Raw genomic sequence first — 24,292 nt, 5'->3', positions numbered from 1 at the left:
TTATCTCAATTGGATAACTTACTCTTGTACCCATAGAAAAAACACCTCCACGTTGATTGTTTGGTATTCAATACCCGTTTTTCAACGAAAGGTGTTTTTATTTGTCTCATATTTTTAGGTCATTGCATTATTAAAAACGATAGCTTTTTATATACAGTAAAATCAGGTATTTAGAGTGATTTATAATCAAACTTAATTCTAAACCAACTGATGCTTTTGCATTTTTATGGTTAAATTTCGTTTTTCTTAACAAAAATCGTTTTAATAATAATAAATATTACTATGAATTATTCAACTCACCACACATGTGGTTAGGTTCTATTTGAAGCGCCCAAAGATTTCATTCGAGATATTTAACAACATTCGTATATCATTCTCATCTTTATCTTCAAGAGTATTAAATAATATTTTTAAAAGTTCCTCTCTGATATTCCCTTGGTCTTCACTTGATTTGCTTTCAGGGATTAGGACACTACCTGGTTCAACTTGTAAGGCATCTAATATTTTTGTCAAAGTCTGTAACGTAATATTCCTTTCACCACGCTCTACATCTGATAAATATGGAGACTGAAAATCACATTTTTCTGCCAATTCATCAATCGTCAAATTTTGAGATTTTCTTATAGTACGTATATTAATTCCTACTCGTTTTGTTAAATCCATATTAAATCACCTCACTTTTAGACTAGGTGAGGTCAAATAGATATTACATACTAACAAAATATAAAAAAAATAACTTTAAAGTTTATTTTAGTTGATTTGTACTATCTTTTAGTATTAAAATGATTTCAAAGTTGATAAAAGGAGAATTTTAATGAGTAATAATTTGCCATCTAATATAGCTATAGAGAATGTTATTCAATCTAAAATGCGTGGCAGGGTAGCCTATCAAGGGTTTGTTTCTTCTCAAGTAGCAGTAAATTTTTCATATTCGAAGTTATACAATGATCCTTCGGGAAAAGGTTATCAACGTCCGATAAATAAAAAACGTTGTCAGGATTTTGCAAATTATTTATCCCGAGGGGAAGATTCTTTATATACACCAATATTATTAAATGCAGCTGGAAATTGGGAATTTCATGCTTATGATAGACAGCGGCCTAATTTAGGGAGATTGATTTGCAAGAAGAAGGCCACATTAATGGATGGCCAACATCGTTTAGGAGGAATTAAAGAATATATTTATGAAACCGATAGTACACTAAATGTGCCTTTTCTAGCATTTCACTATTTAGACGATGATGAAGAAATTAAACTATTTGACGTAATTAATACTAAGGCAAAGGGTATTGGAACATCTTTAAGCCGTTATTTAAATCGTGATAATGATGATGTTAGTTGGGTGGCGACCAATCTAATTTTAAAACCAGAAAGTCCATTTTTTAATAAAGGTACACTTACTGGCAAGCGTAGTAAGGAAAAGAATATTACTTTACAAAACTTATATAATATAGTCAAGTTTCTAACGAAAAAGTCCGAATTAGAGAAATTGTCTAAGGAGAAGAAACTTAATTTATGTTTGTTCTTCTTTAATACAATTAGAGAGTTGTTTCCTGATGAATGGGAAGATAACAAACTTTATAGAATGACACATATAACGTGTTTAAACGCACTTGCCATAGCAGGGAATAAGATTATTAATGAAAATTATTTAGCGAAATCACAACAGCCAGATTCAGTTAAAATTGCTAAGATTCTATTGAACTTAAAAGAGATCGATTGGCTATCTACTGGAGATTTGAAGTATTTAAAAGGTGCAGCGGGGGCAAAAATTTTAGCGAATGATATATTAAACTGTTTAAAGAGTTAATAAATTAAAGCATATTTGGAATGAACTTTTTCAATCTGCTTTTTTATCTAAACAATTGGTCATTGAGCCAGTAACTTACCATAAATATTTTGATTGAAGTATTAAATTCAAGCAATTTCGCTCGAATTTTTGTAATTATTTATCATATTAGATAGATAATACACTTGAAAAACTAGGTGAGGTGTGAAGATACTGAAAATGATTGAATTAATTTAAAGAACTCTACAAAATGTGACTTTATTACTATACCTTTAAGGACAAATTGCCATGTAACAAAAATTAAGAAACAAAAAGCTTTAATAGGCTTAAGGAACAAATATGTAAATAATAAGAGCTTGCGAGCATTTCCAATAAGGGATTGCTCGCTTCAATATTTTTTGTAAAAATTTTTTTATTGTGAGTAATTATTGAAATTAATAACATTACTTTGTTTATTTACTAATTGGACTTTGAGATTTTCATTTTCAGTGTGCAACCTAGAATTTTCAAGAGCATACTGTTTATTTATATGATTTAAATCTTTGATTTCTTTTTCAAGCTCTTGGATTTTTAGTTCAAATATATCATTTTCGATCATTTGGATTTTTAAATGCTCTATATATTTTCTTAATAACTCATAATCCTTGGTGTTTTTTTTGGTTTTGTTTAAACCCAAAAAATCTTTTTCTTCAATGTCGTTGATGCGTTCGTTTATATACTTTTTTAAAACGTTAGGACTATTATATACAGAGCTTCTTGAAATAGTTGTAGAAATACATACTTTTGCAAGGTTAATTTTTTGGTTTTTAAGTAGTTGTGCAAGTTTAATTTGTTCGTTTATATAATCTTGAAAAAAATTCTCTATTTCAATCAATTGATTTTGAACAATATCACTCAATTGGCTGAAAGAAGGATTTATATTATATTGTTCTAAATGCGATTCAACTAGAGGTTTAATCTTATTATCCAATTTTCACAGTCCTTTTTTATTTTTTCGATATCCATAAGTAAGGATTTTAGGTTAGGGTTTTCCTTTTCTAAAGATTTCTTACCATTTTTAAGTATTTTAGTCTCTATCAATTGTAATTCTGGTAATACTTTATTATGTAAAAATGATTTTAGCGATTTTTTTTCTAAATTGTATTGTAACAAGTATCTATTATCTTGATCTTTAATCTTTTTATTATGTTCAATTATTTTTACTTTATCAATAAATCTACGATAAGTTAAATCGAATTGAGATGCCGACGCTATTTGAGGCTTTAAATAGTACCAATTCTCTAATGTAGTTAATCTTTCTTGTCTAGCGCACAATTTTCCCAAAGCTTTTGTACAAAGTCCTAATTCGCTTTCTCGAAGAGGGTAGTCTTTGAAATTTTCAAGAATTTCATCTAAATTTTTGAAAATATTCAGACTTCTATTGTTTAGAAATTTATTGATTTCTTTATAGGCTGCTATAAATTGTTCATCTTCAAGTTCTACTCTAATTTTAATATCATCGATTTCGCTTGGAACAAGTGTTAATTTCCCAGCAGTTTTTGAAGACCTCTTTAATAGAGTATCTTTAAGTAGGTTGATTTCGTTTTCATCGCTTCTAAAATAATGCTTAGTCATTTCTTCGGTTAAATGATTCATATGCTCTTTAATCCATTGTAGAGTTACTCCGAATCGCTTAAACTCATTACAGACCGCAACACGAAACTGGTGGGAGGTGGCGTAAAATATCTTAGTTTCAGCATCTGTCTTTCGAAAACCTAATTTTCTAAAATACTCATATTTTTCTAAAGTAGGTTCAAAATATTCAAGGAGTTTAAGTTCACTACTACTTAAAGAATTAATAGCAAGGTCCTTCTGATTCTTATAGAAGAATCTTTGGATATGTTGGGCCAGCGATTTTGAAGATAAAAAACCCCCTTTGGAGTTTGGAAATAATGCTCTGCTATTTCGACCACGTCTTTCTCTACCTAATTCTTGGAGTGTATTATATGCTTTTAATGCAATATCGGTCATTACTGTTTCAGTCAGTCTGCCATTACTTTGATGGGTAGTCTTGTAAGTTAAGAACTCCATAATATATGACTTCTTTTTTCCGCTTAGAATTTCAATCTCTTTTATTTTATCGATTTCTAATAAACTTGCTTCTCCTATTCTCATTCCCACTTGAGATAGAATCAGTATAAAGCACGAAATCATTCTATCCAGCACATCTATTTCTTTATTGTCGATTTGTTTTAAGGCAACTTGAATAATTTTATTAAACAAATTACGAGGGATATTGTTAGTTTTGCCGTTCTCCAATTCGGTGCGAATGCTTTTTTTATTAGCGGAACTAAATAATTTATAAAAATTAGTAATTGGAAAATCCTTATTATCAATTTCAATTTCTTGTAAAAACTTTTTGATGCTTATCAATTCATGCTGTTTAGTATTTTGTTGAATATTCCGATTTTCAAAAAAAACGATTATAGTACTTGGTCTTATACCAATCGGTAAATAAATATGAGTGGATTCTAGATATTGTATAAAATTCACGCAACATCTAAATGCTGTGTACGTGGTAGTGAAACGATTTCTTTTAACGAATAGTTCTCTTAACACCATATTTTTTAAATATAGCTTATATTTTTGATGATTTATTACAGAAAAGTTAAACCGATATTTATTTCGATCTCCATTATGGAGTTTGTTGAATTCAGAAAAATCCCAAAAATCATTATTGAAGTTAACGTTTTCTGTAATAGAAAAGTTCAAATCTAAAGTAGGAGTTTTTTGATTATAAAACAAATTGGTTTCAATATCCTCACTCCAATTTATCTCTTTTGATTCAGTCATTTTCAGTATCCTCTCGTAAATTTACCCTGCATTGACCTACCGCTATAATGTACCTATGCTCTTTGCTTCTTTTAATGATGATGATGTAAGAAATCCAGAAGAGCGTAAAGAGCTTTTAGATCAGACAGATCTATCTAAGCATTTCAGAACAGCTAATATACCTCAGTTTATTGCTTATGGGACGAATGACTTAGCTGTTGGGGTAAAAGGACCACAGGAATATATTCAATCAGCACGGGCTGCAGATGCGGATGTGACTGTGATTGTAGCAGAAGGTCAGAATCATGGCTTTAAACAGGAACACTATATGAGTGACTATCTGGAATGGGTAAAAAAAGTTTTCGACTCTTTATAATGTGTATGAGGTTGGTAAATAAGCGTTATTCAAAAACGCTGAGTAAAGCAGGTTAAACTGAAACCTCTACTTACAGATATAACAAAGCTAATCAATTAGAATATGTGAATAATCAATTATATACGTACGATTATGACGGAAATTTTAACAAGTGATGTTGTATATACGTATGAATGGAATGTGTTTGATTAGCTAAAGAAAGTAAAAATAGAGCTGGTACTGTCATCGCAGAATATGGCTATGATGAAAAAGGAAGAAGAACTTTAGTAAAGACAGCAATGGTTCAGTGGCCTCTTATTTTAAAAGATTAATAGAATCGTGATATAACTTATGAAAGCTCCATATACAAATTTCTTTAGGGAATGATGTTTTTTCATTACAAACAGATAATTTGTATCTGTTGTCAATTTCATACTGTTTAAAATTAAAGGTATCGTTATTATAACGATTAGTAAAAATAATTTCATTGTCATTCATTTCAAAAGAAATTGATTTTAAAGGGATGGACAGACCTTTCCCAACAGCTTTAATATAACTTTCTTTCAATGTCCATAAGTTGAAAAAAAAAGTACTTCGATCATTTTTACTTAGATCTATTAATGTATTAAATTCATTTGCGGTAAGGGAATCTTTAATAGCGCTAACATTGTACGATCTAATTTCTTCAATATCAATTCCTACTAAAAAATTGCTAACTGCACATACTACCCAATCACCAGAATGTGAAATGTTAAATTTTATTGAAGAGTTTTTTAACAAAGGTTTTCCGTAATTATTATATTCAAATTGGATGTCTTCATTTTGGAATAAGCCTTTCTTAACAAGTATCACACGTATTAATAATTCAGCAGTCAGCGAGCGTAGATAGTCTTCTTTTTTTCTATAAGATTTAATTTTATTGCGTTTTTCAACTGAAATAAGTTTTATTAACTCATTTAATGAATGTTCTGGTTTTATGCCAGCTATATTAACTCCGAATATTTCCATGTTACCTCCCAAACTTTTTATTCCTTATTGTTTTTTATATTTGCAAATTTTTTGCTGCTCCTAAGTTGTTCGAAATAATAAATTTGTATCTTCTATGTTAAATTTTTTGTGTGTCCTTTATTAATGAATTCGGATAGATTACCATCTTACCTTTCCATTATAAAGGAATTTTTGTTTGCAAAAAAGAGATTTTTGGATATTTATGTTATTTATACTAATTATTTAAAATTAATAGTTACTTGTAAATTTATAGGTTCATTTACATAAATTTAAAAAATATTATATTCCAATTCAATCCAAATATGGTAGAGTTAAAAAAAGGTCATTACATGTATTTTTTTGTAACATTACCTTTTATTTTACAAAAAAGTATTTTGCGCAGGAGGTTAAAATGTATGTTAATAAAGAAAAACATGTTGTAGTTGGCACTGGACCACTTGGGCTTGCTGTCATGAGAGAGCTGCTAATTAGGGAGAAAGAAGTCATAATGGTTAATCAAAACAGTTCCATTGAACTTCCTAAGAACGTAAATTTAATCCATGCGAATGTTTCAAATTTTGAAGAATCAGCTAATGCATTTAAGGGAGCAACAGTTGTATATCATTGTGCCAAACCTGATTATACTAAATGGTCAGAACATTTCCCGAATTTAAACAAAGGGATTATTTATGGAGCAGGTCAAGCAGAAGCCAAATTAATTTATGCAGATAACCTTTTTATGTATGGTTCTTCGAAACAGCCCTACAATGAATCATCATTAAATCTTGCGAGTGATCGGAAGGGGTTAGTAAGAGCTCAAATGGCTGAAGAAGTATTAGAAGCTCATCATAGTGGTAAGATAAGGGCTGCTATTGGAAGGGGGCCGGATTTCTATGGTCCATATGCTTTGCATTCAATCCTAGGTGAGAGGGTATTTAAGTCTGCGTTACAAGGAAAAGCCGCTAAAGTAATTGGGTGTATAGATGTCCCTCATACACATATTTATATAAATGATTTTGCCAGAGGGCTTGTAACTTTAGCATTGAATGAAGAATCACTAGGGGAAATATGGCACATACCAAGTGACACCACTGTTACTACTAGAGAGCTAATTGAACAAGTTTATAAAGAAATACAGAAGACGTCTAAAGTACAATGTGCTCCGAAACAAATATTTCAATTAATGGCGTTATTTAATCCTTATATGCGAGAAATGAAAGAGATTTATTATGTTTATAATCAACCATATATCGTTGACCATAGTAAGTATGAGCGTACATTTGGTCTAGAGGTTACACCGCATGTAAAAGCTATAAAAGATACGTTAGATTGGTATCGAAATAGCTTCTTACTAAGAAAGTAATTTACTTGAGAATAATCAAATTCTGTGAAGGCTTGATATACCTTGATATACATTCTTCATATGTAGTTAAGGAAAGTACAAAGAAAAAAACTACCTACTTTATCAAAACCTTATTCAAAACATTAGGACTATTAAAAATAGTTAATTTTCGAGAAACTACTATAAGCGAGGGAATATGATGACATTAAAAAATAATATAGCTGAGCCAATTGCGATAATAGGTATTGGATGCCGTTTCCCAGGGGGGGTAAACTCTCCAGAATCTTACTGGGAACTATTAAGTAAAGAAGTAGACGCGATAACTGAAATCCCAAGTGATAGATGGAGTATTTCAAATTTCTATAGCTCTAATAAAGTAAACCAAGGAAAATCAAATTCCATGTGGGGAGGATTTTTAGACAATGTAGATCAATTTGATGCGTCTTTCTTTGGTATATCTCCTAGGGAAGCAGCTTTATTAGATCCACAACAACGTTTGTTGCTGGAAGTTTGTTGGGAAGCTATGGAAAATTCCGGTCAAATGCAGGAACGTTTAGCAGGTACCAATGTGGGTGTTTTCATGGGTGCTTTTACGTTAGATTATAAATTATTGCAATTTTCCGAATCGAATAGACACTTGGTTGATGCACACTCAGCTACAGGGGCCATGATGACGTTATTGGCAAACCGAATTTCTTACACATATGATTTCCGAGGGCCTAGTATTACAGTAGATACAGCGTGTTCTTCGTCCCTTGTTGCTTTACATCTAGCTTGTCAAAGTATAAGAAATGGAGAAAGTACAATGGCATTCGCAGGCGGTGTCAATGTAATGATTAAGCCAGAATATTTTATTGCTGAATCCAAAGCAGGGATGTTATCAGCTGACGGGCGATCTAAAGCATTTGATTCTTCTGCAAATGGTTATGTACGTGGCGAAGGAGCAGGAGTTGTATTATTAAAACCACTTTCTCAAGCAATACAGGATAATGATCCTATCCATGCAATTATTAGAGGTAGTGGTATTAATCAAGATGGTAATTCCCAAGGTATTACAGTACCAAGAGAGGAAGCCCAAAAACAATTATTATGTGATGTTTATGAAAAAAGTGGTATTAAACCAAGTCAAGTACAGTACGTAGAGGCTCATGGAACAGGAACACCCGTTGGAGATCCAATAGAAGCGAATGCATTAGGAAGTATCTTGGGAGCAGACAGAGTTCCTGGGGACAAATGTTATATTGGATCAGTTAAGACTAACATTGGACATACGGAAGCGGCCGCTGGTGTAGCAGGACTAATTAAAACAATTCTTTGTTTGAAGAACCGTCAAATACCAGCTCATCTCCATCTTAAGAATGCCAACCCTGATATTGATTTTGAAAAGCTGAATATTAAAATTCCAACAAAATTAACGGCTTGGCCAGACACTGAGGATGTAGCAACTGCAAGTGTTAATTCATTTGGATTCGGTGGAACAAATGCCCATGTTGTATTACAAGAATATGTAACGAAAGAGACTATTCAGGACATAGAAAAAACTGAAGATGTCCAAACGATAGTTTTATCTGCACGTAATGGGCAGGCATTGAAAGACTATGCTAAAGATTTCAAAAAGGCTATTTCTGCTAATAACTACTCATTAAGTGATATTGGGTATAACGCTATTAAAAGACGTAGTCATCATAATCATCGCTTAGCTATCACTGCAAAAACTGTGGATGATTTAATAGAGAAACTAGATATATTCCTGGGAAATGGTAAAGAAGCTGGTATTGTTTCAGGAGTTGCTGATAACAAAAAATCACCTTTAAGCTTTGTGTTTACTGGTATGGGTCCTCAATGGTGGGCGATGGGCAGAGAACTTCTTCAAAAAGATGATGTGTTCCGTCAAGCTGTAGAGCAATGTGATGATTTATTTAAACGTCTTTCAGGATGGTCAATAATTGATGCTATGCTAGCTGATGAACGATCATCCAAAATGGAGGAAACTGAAGTTGCCCAGCCAGCTAATTTTATGCTACAAGTTGGTTTGGCTGAATTATGGAAATCTTGGGGGATAGCTCCTGATGCTATTGTAGGGCATAGTGCTGGGGAAGTTGCAGCAGCTTATTGTGCTGGTGTTTACAGTTTAGAAGATGCCGTGAAGATTATATACTACCGCAGTAATTTACAACAACGTACTACTGGATTAGGTCAGATGGTAGCGGTAGGATTATCTTTTGAGGAAGCAAGAATTGAAATACTTGATCTTGATCATGTATCTATAGCTGCTATAAATAGTCCGAATGCTGTGACTCTTGCTGGGGCTCCAGAATCTCTTGATATTGTTATAGAATCATTAGAAAAGAAAAAAATATTTTATAAATACCTAAATGTTAAAGTTCCATATCATAGTCATTATATGGATCCACTGAAAGATGATATTTTAAATGCGCTTAAAGATATTAAAGTTAATACCCCACACACGCCAATCTATTCTACAGTTACTGGCAAGATAATGAGTAATGAAGATTTTACAGCCTACTATTGGTGGAAAAACATAAGAGAATCAGTACTTTTTGCGGCAGCAGCGAATACAATGATTGAAGATGGTATCGATAATTTTATAGAAGTGGGTCCACATCCTGTGCTAGCAAATTCTATTTCAGAATGTTTATCACTTAACAATGTTCAAGGATTAATAATCCCTTCTTTACGTCGCAATGCCGTAGATAAGGAGATATTATTCGAATCTCTTGGTGCTTTGTATTCAAAAGGGTATTCAATCAATTGGGATAACATACATAATCAGGCGGTTCGTACGATTTGTTTCCCTACTTACCCTTGGCAGAGAGAGCGTTATTGGCAAGAGTCTTTTATATCCGAACAAGAGCGATTGGGCACACATGTACATTCATTACTAGGGAAAAAATTAAATACACCTGAGCCTACTTGGGAAAACGATTTAGATTTGAATCGCCTTCCTTATTTATGCGACCATCAAATTCAGGGAGCATATGTATATCCTGGGGCGGCGTATGTTGAAATGATGTTAGCTGCATCTAAAGAATTATTTGGAGATACTGGTTTCATCTGTGGTGAAAGCGTTAAGTTTAATAAGGCCTTGTTTTTAACATTAGGAGAGTCAGTAAAATTAAGATTAGTTTATTCAGTGGAAAACTCAACGGTTTCTATTTATAGCCAGCCTACGGGAGTAAGTCAGGATTGGACATTACATGCTACAGGGCAGATAAGACCGAACGTTAGTGTTAAATCCCAAAATAAAGAACTTTTGGTCTTAAAAGAAAATTGTACTTTGCAACTTTCCAAGGAACAATGTTATTTGCAATTCCGTAAATTCGGGCTTGAATATGGGGAAACTTTCCAAGGTATTGAAACACTATGGCAAGGTGAACAAGAAGCATTGGCGAAGGTAAGTTTACACGAAATAATTGGCGCACAATTAGATGAGTATGAAATACATCCTTCGATCTTGGACTTATGTTTCCAAGTACTGGCTGCAGCATTGCCTTTCCAAACGGAAGAAGAGAATACGACAGTATATATGCCTGTCGGTGTATCAAAGGGAGCTCTACACAAAAAAGTTCGATTAGATACAGATTTGTGGATTCATGCTTCTATTTTGAATAAGACAGAAACCTCATTAGAGGGGGATATCCACCTTTTTGATTCTGAAGGAAATATCGTTATGGAAATTTTAGGATGTAATGCAGTTTCGTTAAAGGATAATACATCTTCTAGCAAATCTACAGGCACGCAAGATATATATGAGTTGCAATGGCATACTCAAATAAGAAAGGAAGCAACTGAATATTCTCCTGTAAACAATGTTTCTGACAAAGGATATTGGGTAATCTTTGAAGATAAACAGAAAATAGGACATTCGGTTGTTGAAAGGCTAATTAAGGCAGGAGAACACTGTTATTCTGTGCATCCAGGGGCCAAATATGAAAGAACAAACAATACATTTACTATAAACCCTTCTAATTCTGAAGATTTCGTTATATTAATGGATGATATACTTTCTGACCCAACTCAATGTCGAGGAATTATTTATGGTTGGGCACTCGATAATAAAGTAACAGATATTTTAAACACAAACGGCTTGAATCAGGTTGAAGAATTGGGTTGTGTTGGTTTGCTTCACCTTGTTCAATCTATTGTTCACAAGCAGCTTCCAGAGCATGTTCGATTGTGGGTTGCAACAATTGGCGCACAGCAAGTAGGGACGGAACTTAGTTTGAATAATGTAGCCCAATCAGCTGTATGGGGTTTAGCAAAAGCAATTGGACATCAGGAACACATGAATTTATGGGGAGGCATTATTGATTTAGATGATTCCTTGTTAGCTGAAAAAAATAGTAATCTTTTATTTGAAGAGATTTGGAATACAGATGGAGAAGATCATGTTGCCTTTAGACAAGGAGAACGTTATGTAGTTCGTTTAGAAGAGGATATTCAACTTAATAATTCACTGCCAATTGTATTTAGACCAGATGCAAGTTACTTAATAACTGGTGGCTTCGGTGGTTTAGGGTTATTAACGGCTCGCTGGATGATAAAAAAAGGTGCGAGACATTTAATTTTAATGGGCCGTGGGCAATTCCACGATCGTACAGATTGGGATAAGGTAGATATAAATAGTGTAGAAGGAAAGCGCATTATAGCTATAAAAGAGCTAGAGGCGATGGGGGCTACTATCCACATAGCTACTGCAGATGTATGTAATAAGAACGAAATAGAGAAATCTCTGCTTCAATATTCTGGCGCTGGATGGCCAGAAATCCGTGGCGTGATCCATACAGCTGGGGTAGCTCGACCACAATTATTATATCAAATGAATCAGCAAGAATTTACCGATGTTCTTCGTCCAAAAATGATTGGAGGATGGAACTTACATGAACATTTTGAAAACCAATCGCTAGATTTCTTTGTTCTATTTTCATCAATTGCATCTGTTGTAGTGATGAGTGGTCAAGCGAATTATTCAGCGGGCAATGCATTTTTAGATGGATTGGCACATTATCGAAGATCGCGAGGAATGCATGGATTGAGTATTAACTGGGGGCCATGGCTTGAATCGGGGATGGCTACACAGCTTGATTTGTTAAATTATTTTGATAATCGCGGTTTATATTCGATGACAAATGATCAAGGACTTGAGGCACTCAATCAATTATTATGTCAGCAAAGAGCACAATTCAGTGTAGTAGGAGCAGATTGGCCAAAAGTAGCCGATAAAAATTATCCTCTTGGAAATGTACCTCCTATCATTGCCGAACTTGTTAATAAACATAGAGACTTACAAAGTCAAACGGATAACTCAGATGATAATTCTCTAGACTTTTTGAATAGTTTATTACAATTAAAGGATCGTAAGGAACAACTAACACAACTTGAATCGCACATTATGGAGATGTCTTGTGCCGTGTTGCGTTTAAATCGTATACAGATAGAAGCCAACGTACCACTGAACGCTTTTGGTTTAGATTCCATGATGGCTATGGAGTTGAAAAATACAATTGAAGCAAGTCTTCAGGTTACGATTGCTGTAGTAGATTTATTACGTGGGGTAACTTCACAAGAGCTTTCAATAAATATTATGGAAATGCTAGAAAAAAAGCATAATTTAATCCAAGACGATGAAGTCGGACAAATCATTTCAGAATTAGGAGAACTTTCAGAAGACAAAATAAACGACATTATTAGTTTAGTTGCAGCTGGGAGGGATCAAATTGAATAAGTATTTGGAACAGATTGGCACTCTTACAGATGAACAAAAAGCTTTGCTGGTAAATCAACTTAAGTCAAAGTTATTAGACCGAAAAGACACTATTACCGAAAATTATGCATTATCTTTTCCTCAGAAAAGATTATGGTTTTTAAGTCAATTAGATCCTGAAAGTTCAGCTTACAATATTCCTTCGGCCTTTCTATTATTGGGAGAGCTAAATATTGATGTTTTACAGGCTTGTTTCAAAGAGGTGGCTAACAGACACGAAATCCTTCGTACCAGTATTGTTGAAGATATAGACGGTGAACCTATAAGAAAAGTAATGTATGAATCTTCAGTAATGATGGAATTTATAGATTTAAGGGAATTTCCGAAAGACATACGTCGTCAAGAGCGAAGTAGAATCGTCAATGAGGAAATTCAAAAACCATTTAATTTAAAAAATGACTCTTCTTTATGGAGAGTCATTCTACTTCAATTGAATGATGATGAAAACTACCTAGTAGTAACAATGCATCATATTATCTTTGACGGATGGTCTGTTACGGTATTATTACAAGAACTTAGTGAGTTATATGAAGCTTTTATCAACAACAGACCTTCTACATTACAGGATCTGACAACGCAATATTCTGACTATGTGTCATGGCAACAGAAGCATTTGACTGATGAACTTTTTCAAAATCAGCTAACATATTGGAAAAAAGCACTCCTAGGCTCTCCGCCTGTGCTAGAACTGCCGACGACATACTTACGTCCAGCAATACAAACTTTTAAGGGATCTTCGTATGTTTTTGAGTTATCAAAAGCAACAAGTGATAATTTGAAAAGATTATGTCATTCTGAAGAGTCGACAGCTTTTATGGCAATGCTTACCGTGTTTTATACTTTGTTATATCGTTACACTGGACAGGATGACATTATTGTTGGTGTTCCTATCTCGGGAAGAAACCGAAATGAATTCCAAAAGTTAATAGGTGTATTTGTTAATACTTTACCTCTTCGTGTAAGGTTGTCTAGGAATGTAAGCTTTAAGAATTTACTAAAGCAGGTGAAGGAAGCTTCTTTAGAAGCTTTTTCTCATCAAGATGTCCCTTTTGAGACTATTGTTCAAAATATAGCACCTGAAAGAAGCTCAAGTCTTAATCCACTTTTCCAGGTTTTATTCACGTATCAAAATGCAGTTCCAAACTTCCGACTCAATAATGTATTGATGAATTATCAACCTATAGATGGTGGTACAGCAAAGTTTGATTTGTCTCTTGATATTTTAGATGGCGGAGATGTTTATCCACAAAAGTGCATTTTGGAGTACAATACCGATTTATTTGATAGTACCTTCATTATTAGAATGGCACAGCACTTCCAGATTCTACTAGAGCAAATACTGTCTGAACCTGATAAGCCTATTGGTGAAATAAACTATTTAACTAATGAGGAATTGACTCAATTAAAGTTATGGAATGGAAATATTATGGATTTCCCTAAAGCTGACAATGTATGTACATGGTTTGAAAAACAAGTTGAGACAAATCCAGAAGCAATAGCCATCGTTTTCAGAGGTGAATCTTTGACCTATAGGGAGCTAAATGAAAAAGCTAATCAACTAGCATCTTTGATTTTAAAACAAAAGGAAGTGGAAGATTCAATTATTGGGATATGTTTGCCTAAATCAATGGACTTAGTAATATCCGTTTTAGGGGTATTAAAAACAGGTCTAGCGTATCTACCAATGGATTCTTCCTATCCAAGTGACCGACTACATTATATGCTCAAAGATTCTAAGGTAGTTACTATTGTAACTAATGAAGCACTTAATAGTTCACTCTTAGCTGAAACGAGCTTAAATATTATAATTGTTGATGATGTGCTGCTACAAGAGCAGTTAAATCAAGAAAGTACTACAAATATGCCAATTAAAATTATGCCAGACAGTTTGGCTTATGTCATCTACACATCCGGTTCTACAGGTCTTCCGAAAGGGACGATGGTTAGCCACAATAATTTGATGCACGCTTTTAATGGATGGGAACATGAATATCAATTAATTAATAATACGTCCGCCCATTTACAAATGGCTAGCTTTTCATTTGACGTATGCGTTGGTGACATTGTTCGTGCGCTTTGCTCCGGCTCAAAATTAGTGTTATGTCCAGAAGACGTTTTACTAGACCCAGAACAACTATACCAACTTTTACGTAATGAAAAAATTGATTGTGCAGAATTTGTCCCTGCAATTATTCGTAGTTTGTTACAATACCTGGAAGATAGTCATCAAAAAATAGATTTTATGAAGTTAGTTATCGTCGGCTCAGATAGTTGGAAAATAGAGGAATATCAAAAGCTTTGTAATTATTGTGGAGAACAGACAAGGGTAATTAACTCTTACGGCCTAACAGAAGCAACTATTGATAGCTCTTACTTCGAGGGTGTTAATAATCAATTAGCATCAAACGATACATTGCCTATCGGTAAACCATTTCCTAATACCCAGCTACTGATATTAGATGAATATCGTCAGGTAGTTCCGGTTGGTATACCGGGTGAATTATACGTTTCAGGTGATGGAGTTGCTCAAGGCTATCTTTATAGAAAAGAGCTAACTTCTGAAAGATTTATATTATTACCCGATGAATCTGGAACAATGAAAAGAGCCTATAAGACAGGTGACTTAGCTAAATATTTACCAGATGGGAATATTGAATTAATTGGGCGTTCAGACTTTCAAATAAAGATACGTGGTTACCGAATCGAATTAAATGAAATTGAAAACACTATACTTCAATATCCAGGGATTACTCAAAGTGTTGTAGTTGTCAGAACGGCTAAGTCCGAATTACAGAGTCTAGTAGCTTATATAATTTGTCATAAAAATAATACGGTGTCTATTCAAGAATTGAAAAATTATCTAAATACGAAACTACCCGATTATATGGTACCGTCCTATATTGTTTTGCTAGACGTATTTCCATTAACCAATAATGGCAAGGTTGATCGAAAGCAACTACCAGAACCCGATATCACCGAATGGAATATGCTTAATGAATACACACCAGCCCGAACACTTACAGAAGAGATATTGGTTGATATTTGGAAAGAAGTATTTGGTGTTTCTAGAATTAGTGTGAATGATGATTTTTTCCAAATAGGGGGTTACTCTTTACTTGCCATGAAAATTACGGCTCAAGTAAGGAAGCTTTTTAAGATTGAATTCTCGTTGCAAACTTTGTTCAATTTTACAACTATTTCAAGATTGGCAATTGAAATTGATAATCTAAAAGGAAAAAATCAAGATCATTTTGATGATAAGCAGTTACTTCCAGTTATTACACCTAATTTACAAGACAGATATAAGCCTTTCCCACTTACTGATATTCAACAAGCATACTGGATTGGACGTAATGATGTATACGAATTAGGTGATGTGGCTACCCATAGTTATGATGAATATGAGGCACAATATTTAGATATTTATAAGTTTGAGAAGGCATGGAACTATTTAATAATAAGGCATGATATGTTAAGAACAGTCATAACACAAGATGGGAAACAACAAGTCTATCGAGAAGTACCATATTATCCCATGACAATAACGGATTTGCGAGGGAAAAATCCTACTGAAATAGAAAGTGCAGTGAAAGCTACAAGGGAAGAATTATCCCATCAAATATTAGATATTTATAAGTGGCCAGTGTTTGATATAAGAATTACTCTTCTTGACGATCAAAAATCACTTATCCATTTTAGTTCGGATGCATTAATGTGGGATGTTTGGAGCTTTGTTATTTTAATGAAGGAGCTAATAACCATTTATCAAGGAAAAGAAAATGAGCTAGCACCATTGGAAATTTCTTTTAGAGACTACGTTATGGCGATTGAAAATTTCAAAACCACAGATAAGTATAATAATGCTCTTGATTATTGGAAAAAACGGGTTGATTCTTTACCAATGGCACCGGAGCTTCCGCTAGCAAAAAGTCCGAAGGTATTAAGTAATCCTCAATTTGTACGTCTTCATGATAGTTTGGATTTTCAGTCATGGAATAAATTGAAATCAAAAGCAATGAAAGCGGGGATTACTACCACAGGTATTTTGTTAGCTGCTTTTACTGAGGTCCTTAATTATTGGAGTAGTAGTTCTGATTTTTCACTTAATCTAACATTCTTAAATCGAAATGCTGCTCATCCTCAAGTAAATGATATTGTTGGAGAGTTTACATCAGTTAATTTACTGGCAGTATCGTATTCGAATGAATGCTCATTTATTGAGCGCGCAAGGAAAATTCAAGCTGATTTATGGAGTGACCTTGAAAATCATTATATTAGTGGTGTTCAAGTGCTTCGAGAAATGACAACAAAAAAAGGAGGCGCCTTTGAAGCGAAGATGCCTGTTGTCTTTACCAGTGCGTTGGTTGTGCCAGTACCGGAGGAAAAAGATGTCCCGTTCCCTATTAAACCAGTTAATGTAAATGGTGTGACACAAACTTCACAAGTATGGCTAGACTGCGGAGTTTGGGATGATCGTAACGGACTTTATTGTAATTGGGATGTAGTTGAAGAAATTTATCCCCCGGGTTTTATTCGCGGTATGTTTTCAACATTTTGGTCGCTTGTCACGCGGCTTGCGGATGAGGAAGAGATTTGGAATCAGCAAGTTATTCCATTGATTCCTCTAGAACAAATTGAACGAAGAACTGAAAATATTGTAAATGAAAACATTGAATCGACTGATCTGTTGCATTCACTTTTTAATCAGAAAGCAAAGAGTCAACCTGATTTTCTTGCGATTATCAGCAGACATAAAACAATGACATATGAGGATGTTTATAAATGTTCCAATAAAATAGGTAGATTTTTAAGGGATAAAGGAACCCAGCCTAATCAATTAGTAGCTATTTTAATGGAAAAAGGGTGGGAACAAGTTGTCGGTGTACTTGGTATTTTACAATCTGGTGCAGCATATTTACCGATTGACCCAGCACTACCAAATGAACGTATCCTATTTCTACTTCGTTATACGGATGTAAAAATTGTTCTTACCCAACCAGGAATGGATTCTCAGATAGAATTACCAAAAGAGATATCTATTTACGAAGTAAATGAGCAATTTTTAGAGGATTGGTCGGACGAACCACTTCCATTCGTTCAAAATCCCGATGATTTAGCCTATGTCATATTTACTTCTGGTTCTACAGGTATTCCAAAGGGAGTGATGATTAATCATTCTAGTGTAGTAAATACCATTATTGATATAAACAGCAAGTTTAATGTAACAGAGAAAGATCGTGTGCTTGCACTATCAGCCTTACATTTTGACCTATCCGTCTATGATATATTCGGAAGTCTCGTGGCAGGTGCTAGTATTGTTTTGCCTGATGCTGATGAAGGACTAAATCCAGAGCATTTGGAAAGGGTTTTGAGCACCGAGAAAGTTACAGTGTGGAATTCAGTTCCTGCTTTAATGGAGATGCTGATGAATCATTTATCACTGACAAATGGATATGTTAATAACCTTAGACTAGTTATGCTAAGTGGGGATTGGATAGCAGTTTCGTTGCCGGAACGTATTCGTTGTTATTCATCTACAGAATTAGTTATAAGTTTAGGCGGTGCAACTGAGGCTTCTATTTGGTCTGTGTTCTACCCTATCGGAAATTTACAACCTAATCGTAAAAGTATACCCTATGGAAAAGCGCTTTCCCAACAAACAATATATGTCTTAAATGAGTCACTAGAGCCTTGCCCTGATTGGGTTACAGGACAAATTTATATTGGTGGTGTAGGATTGGCTACTGGGTATTGGAAAGACCAAGTCCGAACAAATGACAGTTTTATATATCATCCGAACACAAAAGAACGTTTATACCGAACAGGAGATTTGGGAAGGTATTTACCAGATGGCAACATTGAATTTATAGGTCGAGAAGACTTTCAAATAAAAATTAATGGATATCGTATTGAAATTGGTGAAATTGAATATATGTTACGACAACATCCTTCGATAAAAGATGCCGTTGTTACAGTTGTAGATGATGGTGCAACTAAAAGGCTTATGGCTTTTTATATACAAGTTCATGGAGAAACTATCGAGGGTAGAACTTTACGAACATTCCTTATTCAAAAATTACCGGAATATATGATTCCAAAAGTTTTTATCAAAGTTGATAATTTCCCTTTAACTTCTAATATGAAAGTAGATCGTCAACTTCTAATAAAAAATGTAGATATAGAGAGTTTTGTAGTTAATCATTACCAAAAACCTCGGACTGTAGTAGAAGAAAAAATAGCTAGAATATGGTCGGATTTACTTGGGGTGGATAAGAATAAGATAGGGATACATGATGGCTTTTATGAGCTTGGAGGAGATTCTTTACAATCTATAAAAATGATTGCGGAAATACGAAATACTTATCAAATTAATTTCCCTTTAAGGGCTTTATTACAAACCAGTACAATTGAAGATATGGCTACTTATATTGAAGAACAAATGGAAATAGAAAACAATTTGGTTAAAGCAAGGTCATCTGAAGGGAATGTTAAAAATGAATCCGTTAACTCTCACTAAGTACAATTCATGGATAGTTACTTTTAAAGCTGTAAAGGCTCCACGTCTACGCCTTTTCTGCTTCCCTTTTGCTGGGGGCAATGCCCTTACATATAAAGATTGGAGTGACTATTTACCCGAAGATGTTGAAGTATGCTGTATGCAATTACCTGGTAGAGGGAATCGATTGATGGAGGAGCCAATCTCTAATTTTCCTACTCTGTTAGAAGCAATCGAAGAAGCATTTTTGCCATTTATAGATGATGTTCCTTTTGTATTTTTCGGACATAGTATGGGCGCATTAATAGCCTTCGAATTCACTCGTTATTTAGAAAAGCGTCATCAAATTCGTCCAGATTGTTTATTGGTCTCAGCTCACAGGGCACCACATTTACCACGAAAATCTTCAACTTTATATCATGCTCTACCAAATAATGAACTTTTAGAAAGGTTAAAAAGTCTAAATGGAACACCAGATTGGTTCTTTAATGAGCAAGAACTTGTTGAACTCTCATTACCGATGATAAAAGCGGATTTAGAATTATGTGAATGCTATGTTTATGAACAAGGACCATCTCTGGAAATTCCTATCATTGCGTTTGGCGGCACACGAGATAAAGAGGTAAGTAAAGAAAGTATTTTGCAGTGGGAACAAATTACAAATTCATCCTTTCAAATGTTTTCGTTACCAGGGAATCATTTCTTTTTAAATAGCTCGCAGGATCGTCTTCTTTCTGAGATATATAAATATCTACGTACAATTTAAAGTGTATATAAGGATAATCCCTGTTAGAGGATTTTCAAGGGCTTTAAAATGGTGATATATCAACATTTATAAAGAAGAAACAGGGGTTCTACAATGGGCTCTAAACTACTTTTTTAAAGCGAGGGATATTTTTGAGTGATAATGAAAAGTATGAAAATTCGATAAAGAGAGTTCGAGCATTGAAGAATTTTTATATTCACTTATTTGTATATATAATTGTTAATATAGGTTTGATAATTATTAACTTATTCTCTTCACAAGATGGCATATGGTTTATTTATACTTTACTTGGGTGGGGAATTGGTATTGTGGTACATGGTATTACAGTATTTAGTAGAGGCAGAATTTTTGGGGATGAATGGGAGAAGAAACAGTTAGAAAAATATATGAATAAAAAATAAATTCACCTTTAAAATCCAAAATTTCGATTACCTAAGACGTTTCAAAAACTCAATGTTTTTGAAACGTCTTTTTCTTCTATTGATGTGCTTGAAAATGAATTTATTGAATAGTTATCTCGGTTTTTTAGGATGAAATCCCGCTTTCAATTACTTTTTCAGTTACTAAATTGAAGTGTTAAGTGCTTGATGTAACAAAAGTCAAAAATTAAAATATGCAACTTATTAAAGGAAATCAACACCTTATCTTAGATTTAAGACATGTCATTTCGATTTTATATTTTACGGAAAATACGATGATATAGTAAGTATAGTGGCATGGAGGTCTAGATGAGAATACAGATAAATATTGAAAAGCAATATGATGAAATAGAAGTACACATTTATGCAAATGAATATAACGTTCAAATTGAGCAGTTGATGAAACAATTAAAAAAGAATGAAGTTAATGTCATTGATGGCTATAGAGATAATGAAATTCACATGTTAAAAACAAATGAGATTTACTGTATCTATGCAGAAGGCATAAAAGTCTTTTTTCAAACCGAAGAAGAAGAATTCGAATCAAAACGGAGAGTTTATGAGTTGGAACAATTACTTGGCGACAAATTTGTACGTGTCAATAAATCAACTCTTGTCAATCTTTCTAAAATTACCTCTATACAATTAGGGCCACTTGGATCAACACAGCTATTTTTAGAAAATGAGATTTCCATTGTTGTGAGTCGAAATTATTTAAAGAAACTAAAACATGCAGTCGGTATTGGGGGGAATTAACAATAAAAATAAAAATTTTACAAAGTGGGATAATTGGACTTCTTATTGGATTAAGCACATCTTATGTAATCATAACGCTGGGTAGTGTCGCAAACCCAGGTAGTTTATTTAGTGGTCAAAATCTATTAAGAGAGCTACTGACTGCAGCAATTATGGGTATTTTAATTGGTATTGCAACACTCATATTTGAAACGGGAATTGTGTCCTTCAATGTTCAATTAACACTTCATTTCTGTTTTGTTACTATTTGTGTGTTCGTCGCAGGACTCGTCGGCTCCTGGTTTGAATTATCAGAATGGCATACCATCTGGCCTGTTTTTTTAATTGAAGTCATCGCCTATATCATTATATGGATTCTAATATGGCTACTAACAAAGCGTGAAGTAGATGAAATTAATAACTTATTACAAAATAGAAAGAGAGGTTAATTAAATGGAATTAGTAATTGACGTGAAAAATTTAAGTAAGAAATATGGTTCACATGAAGCAGTGAAAGGAATATCCTTTGAAGTAAAGAAGGGTGCATTATTTGCATTTTTAGGGACAAATGGTGCTGGAAAATCTACATCTATTGAGATGTTGTGTACATTGTTAGAAAAAACTTCTGGGGATGTAAAAATTAATGGGGTGTCTCTAGGAAGTCGAACAAATAATTATTTAATTCGCAAAGCCATTGGGGTAGTTTTTCAGCAAAGCATTCTGGACACACGTCTAACAGTTGAAGAAAACATCTTACATCGAGGTAACATATATAAATTGACAAAAAAAGAGTTACAAGAAAACTGGGAATTTGTGAATCGCTATTTACATTTAAAAGATATTGCAAAGAAAAAATATGGGACATTGTCAGGCGGTCAAAAGCGACGAGCTGATATTGCAAGAGCAATTATCCATAAACCAACTATTTTATTTTTAGATGAACCCACAACAGGTCTTGATCCACAAACACGTGTCTTTGTTTGGGATGCCATTAAAAAGCTACAAGAAGAAACGAATATGACGATTTTTTTGACGACTCATTATATGGAAGAAGCTGCTGTAGCAGATGAAATAGTGGTGATGAAGGAAGGGAAAATTGTATCTAAAGGTACACCACATACATTAAAAGAGCAATATACGTACGATGAGCTATTTGTCTTTTTTAATAACGGTGTAGATGGTACATCATTACTAACTCAACACGATCTTAATTTTGCAGAGAAGAATGGTGAGTACCGTGTGCGTGTTCAATCTACAATTCATGCACTTGATATTTTGAAAGAACTTCAGAATTTTATCAGCTCATTCGAAGTAAAGAAAGGTTCGATGGACGATGTATTTATTCGTATCAACGAGGAGGTGCCCCTGACATGAACACAATGTTGAATTTAGTTAATAGGCATAATAAAGTATTTCGACGTGATCGTATGCTTGTCTTTTTTTCTATCTTATCAGTGATTATTGTTATTATGCTATATGCGATTTTTATTCAAAAAACACAAGTAGATGCTATTGAACAATTAGTACCAGCATCGGATCAATTGAAAACGATGGTTAATGAATGGATGGTTGCAGGCCTCCTCTCCATTATTGCTGTAACTACGACATTAGCAGCTCTAGGCATTTATATAAAGGACTTAGAGACAAAAGTAATGGCTGATTTTTTAACAACTCCTAATGCACGTGCAAAAATTCAATTAAGCTATGTCATCAATTCCTTGCTTATTGGTTTTGTTTTATCGCTTATTGGGTTAATTGCATGTCAATTATTTATTGTATTTATGGGCGGATCCTGGTTTTCGTTAGAAAAAATTGCTCAACTCATTGGGATTATTGCACTTGCAGTTACACTTAGCAGTGTTTTTAACCTATTTCTTACACTGTTAGTCTCAACACAAAATGCTTTTTCAACCTTAAATACAGTTGTAGGTACCGCTATTGGCTTTTTATGCGGAGTGTATGTGCCACTTGGTGCAGTACCTGAATTTGTACAAAAAATAATCATGTTATTCCCAATTAGTCATACGACGGTTTTGTTTAGAGAAGCTTTAATGCGCGATTCTCTTGATAAAGTTTTTGAAGGGGCACCTGAAGCTGCAAATACTTATGAAATTCAATTTGGTGTTCATTATGAATGGAACGATGTAATTTTTTCTCAGCTGGATAGTGTAATTTATATTGTGGCTGCTATAATTGTTTTCACGCTTATCTCATTATGGCTATATGGCAAAAAAAATAAATAATGATTTACTCAATTTTCGCACACTAAAAGAGGCATCCCTTGAAATAAATAGTTAGGATATTCCGCTATTATAAGAAGCTTCCTACTAGTTATGTAGAAAGACATCATATGGGTGTGTCTATACTATTGTTGTTAAATACACATCAAGACTTCATTTGCACTAGTAGAGAGAACTTACACACGAATAAAAATTAGCATGTAAACTTTGGGCTTTGTTTGTAACGAACATTTTTATAATAGGAAAGGCCAAAAAGGTGCCGTCTGTATTTTGCAGGCGGTATCTTTTTTTACTGTCTTCGATATCAATGTTGTAAAACATAAAATTCTTCACTTGCTTTATCAATTCTATCTTTTCTAAATGCTACATTCTCCAAACGAGGCCTCGATAGCTCAACCTTCACGCGCTACTAATTGCCAAAGGGCATTTCATTGAAATTACGGTGTAAATTACCTATATCTAAATTCTATTACAATTGACTTAAAAATTTTGGTCATTAATTATGATTGTATCGATTGATTATTTTTGTTATTTTTCAGATAATTTAATTGTATAGGAAAAAGGTAA

Annotated in this window: 15 protein-coding genes; 11 read left to right on the top strand and 4 right to left on the bottom strand. The window is 33.7% G+C overall.

The window, feature by feature from the left end; all coding sequences use genetic code 11:
• Positions 1–318: 318 nt before the first annotated feature.
• A complete protein-coding gene (locus C9J35_RS20155) occupies positions 319–663 on the bottom strand; it encodes a helix-turn-helix domain-containing protein (protein ID WP_054768574.1) in 345 nt (114 codons plus the stop codon).
• Between the two features lie 151 nt (positions 664–814).
• Here C9J35_RS20155 and C9J35_RS20150 point away from each other — a divergent pair, with 151 nt between their 5' ends.
• Positions 815–1,810: a DGQHR domain-containing protein gene (locus C9J35_RS20150; RefSeq protein ID WP_107926284.1), complete on the top strand. Its 996-nt coding sequence runs from the start codon at positions 815–817 to the stop codon at positions 1,808–1,810.
• A gap of 391 nt (positions 1,811–2,201) precedes the next feature.
• Here the strand turns inward: C9J35_RS20150 and C9J35_RS20145 are convergent, their stop codons facing one another.
• Together C9J35_RS20145 and C9J35_RS20140 are read right to left on the bottom strand one after the other, a co-directional pair.
• On the bottom strand, positions 2,202–2,759 hold the full coding sequence (locus C9J35_RS20145) for a hypothetical protein (RefSeq protein ID WP_107926282.1): 558 nt from the start codon (positions 2,757–2,759) through the stop codon (positions 2,202–2,204).
• Positions 2,735–4,621: a site-specific integrase gene (locus C9J35_RS20140; RefSeq protein WP_107926280.1), complete on the bottom strand. Its 1,887-nt coding sequence runs from the start codon at positions 4,619–4,621 to the stop codon at positions 2,735–2,737. The genes C9J35_RS20145 and C9J35_RS20140 overlap by 25 nt, the downstream gene beginning before the upstream one ends.
• A gap of 31 nt (positions 4,622–4,652) precedes the next feature.
• On the opposite strand from C9J35_RS20140, the gene C9J35_RS20135 reads away from it, so the two are divergent.
• On the top strand, positions 4,653–4,976 hold the full coding sequence (locus C9J35_RS20135) for an alpha/beta hydrolase family protein (RefSeq protein ID WP_235616389.1): 324 nt from the start codon (positions 4,653–4,655) through the stop codon (positions 4,974–4,976).
• Between the two features lie 294 nt (positions 4,977–5,270).
• On the opposite strand, the gene C9J35_RS20130 is transcribed toward C9J35_RS20135, so the two are convergent.
• A complete protein-coding gene (locus C9J35_RS20130; RefSeq protein ID WP_107926278.1) occupies positions 5,271–5,963 on the bottom strand; it encodes a 4'-phosphopantetheinyl transferase family protein in 693 nt (230 codons plus the stop codon).
• A 391-nt stretch (positions 5,964–6,354) separates the two neighbouring features.
• Here C9J35_RS20130 and C9J35_RS20125 point away from each other — a divergent pair, with 391 nt between their 5' ends.
• From C9J35_RS20125 to C9J35_RS20085, 9 genes are all read left to right on the top strand, one after another.
• The gene (locus C9J35_RS20125) at positions 6,355–7,305 is read left to right on the top strand and encodes an NAD-dependent epimerase/dehydratase family protein (protein WP_054768583.1); all 951 of its coding nucleotides are present in this window, start codon (positions 6,355–6,357) and stop codon (positions 7,303–7,305) included.
• A 175-nt stretch (positions 7,306–7,480) separates the two neighbouring features.
• Positions 7,481–13,030, top strand: a complete 5,550-nt coding sequence (locus tag C9J35_RS20120; protein ID WP_235616388.1) for a type I polyketide synthase — start codon at positions 7,481–7,483, stop codon at positions 13,028–13,030.
• Positions 13,023–19,586 (top strand): non-ribosomal peptide synthetase, encoded by a 6,564-nt coding sequence (locus tag C9J35_RS20115; RefSeq protein WP_167396018.1) that lies wholly within the window; start codon positions 13,023–13,025, stop codon positions 19,584–19,586. The genes C9J35_RS20120 and C9J35_RS20115 overlap by 8 nt, the downstream gene beginning before the upstream one ends.
• A complete protein-coding gene (locus C9J35_RS20110) occupies positions 19,564–20,331 on the top strand; it encodes a thioesterase II family protein (RefSeq protein ID WP_167396017.1) in 768 nt (255 codons plus the stop codon). The genes C9J35_RS20115 and C9J35_RS20110 overlap by 23 nt, the downstream gene beginning before the upstream one ends.
• A 131-nt stretch (positions 20,332–20,462) precedes the next feature.
• Positions 20,463–20,732 carry a 2TM domain-containing protein gene (locus tag C9J35_RS20105; protein ID WP_107926271.1) on the top strand — a complete coding sequence of 90 codons (270 nt, stop codon included), beginning with the start codon at positions 20,463–20,465 and terminating at the stop codon, positions 20,730–20,732.
• Positions 20,733–21,059: 327 nt separating this feature from the next.
• Positions 21,060–21,506, top strand: a complete 447-nt coding sequence (locus tag C9J35_RS20100; protein WP_107926269.1) for a LytTR family DNA-binding domain-containing protein — start codon at positions 21,060–21,062, stop codon at positions 21,504–21,506.
• 2 nt (positions 21,507–21,508) lie between these two features.
• The gene (locus C9J35_RS20095; protein WP_107926267.1) at positions 21,509–21,934 is read left to right on the top strand and encodes a DUF3021 domain-containing protein; all 426 of its coding nucleotides are present in this window, start codon (positions 21,509–21,511) and stop codon (positions 21,932–21,934) included.
• A 4-nt stretch (positions 21,935–21,938) separates the two neighbouring features.
• Positions 21,939–22,859, top strand: a complete 921-nt coding sequence (locus C9J35_RS20090) for an ABC transporter ATP-binding protein (RefSeq protein WP_107926265.1) — start codon at positions 21,939–21,941, stop codon at positions 22,857–22,859.
• On the top strand, positions 22,856–23,728 hold the full coding sequence (locus tag C9J35_RS20085; protein WP_107926263.1) for an ABC transporter permease: 873 nt from the start codon (positions 22,856–22,858) through the stop codon (positions 23,726–23,728). The genes C9J35_RS20090 and C9J35_RS20085 overlap by 4 nt, the downstream gene beginning before the upstream one ends.
• Positions 23,729–24,292 lie beyond the last annotated feature (564 nt).

The sequence above is a fragment of the Lysinibacillus parviboronicapiens genome (genome assembly GCF_003049575.1).
GTDB lineage: Bacteria > Bacillota > Bacilli > Bacillales_A > Planococcaceae > Lysinibacillus > Lysinibacillus parviboronicapiens.
Note: the sequence above shows the minus strand (reverse complement) of the source record. Positions and strands in the feature narration are given on the sequence as shown.

What these genes read in the sequence shown, in the direction of transcription:
- C9J35_RS20155 (WP_054768574.1), bottom strand. Translation starts at nt 663, where the DNA reads ATGGATTTAACAAAACGAGTAGGAATTAATATACGTACTATAAGAAAA.
- C9J35_RS20150 (WP_107926284.1), top strand. Translation starts at nt 815, where the DNA reads ATGAGTAATAATTTGCCATCTAATATAGCTATAGAGAATGTTATTCAA.
- C9J35_RS20140 (WP_107926280.1), bottom strand. Translation starts at nt 4,621, where the DNA reads ATGACTGAATCAAAAGAGATAAATTGGAGTGAGGATATTGAAACCAAT.
- C9J35_RS20130 (WP_107926278.1), bottom strand. Translation starts at nt 5,963, where the DNA reads ATGGAAATATTCGGAGTTAATATAGCTGGCATAAAACCAGAACATTCA.
- C9J35_RS20125 (WP_054768583.1), top strand. Translation starts at nt 6,355, where the DNA reads ATGTATGTTAATAAAGAAAAACATGTTGTAGTTGGCACTGGACCACTT.
- C9J35_RS20120 (WP_235616388.1), top strand. Translation starts at nt 7,481, where the DNA reads ATGATGACATTAAAAAATAATATAGCTGAGCCAATTGCGATAATAGGT.
- C9J35_RS20110 (WP_167396017.1), top strand. Translation starts at nt 19,564, where the DNA reads ATGAATCCGTTAACTCTCACTAAGTACAATTCATGGATAGTTACTTTT.
- C9J35_RS20100 (WP_107926269.1), top strand. Translation starts at nt 21,060, where the DNA reads ATGAGAATACAGATAAATATTGAAAAGCAATATGATGAAATAGAAGTA.
- C9J35_RS20090 (WP_107926265.1), top strand. Translation starts at nt 21,939, where the DNA reads ATGGAATTAGTAATTGACGTGAAAAATTTAAGTAAGAAATATGGTTCA.
- C9J35_RS20085 (WP_107926263.1), top strand. Translation starts at nt 22,856, where the DNA reads ATGAACACAATGTTGAATTTAGTTAATAGGCATAATAAAGTATTTCGA.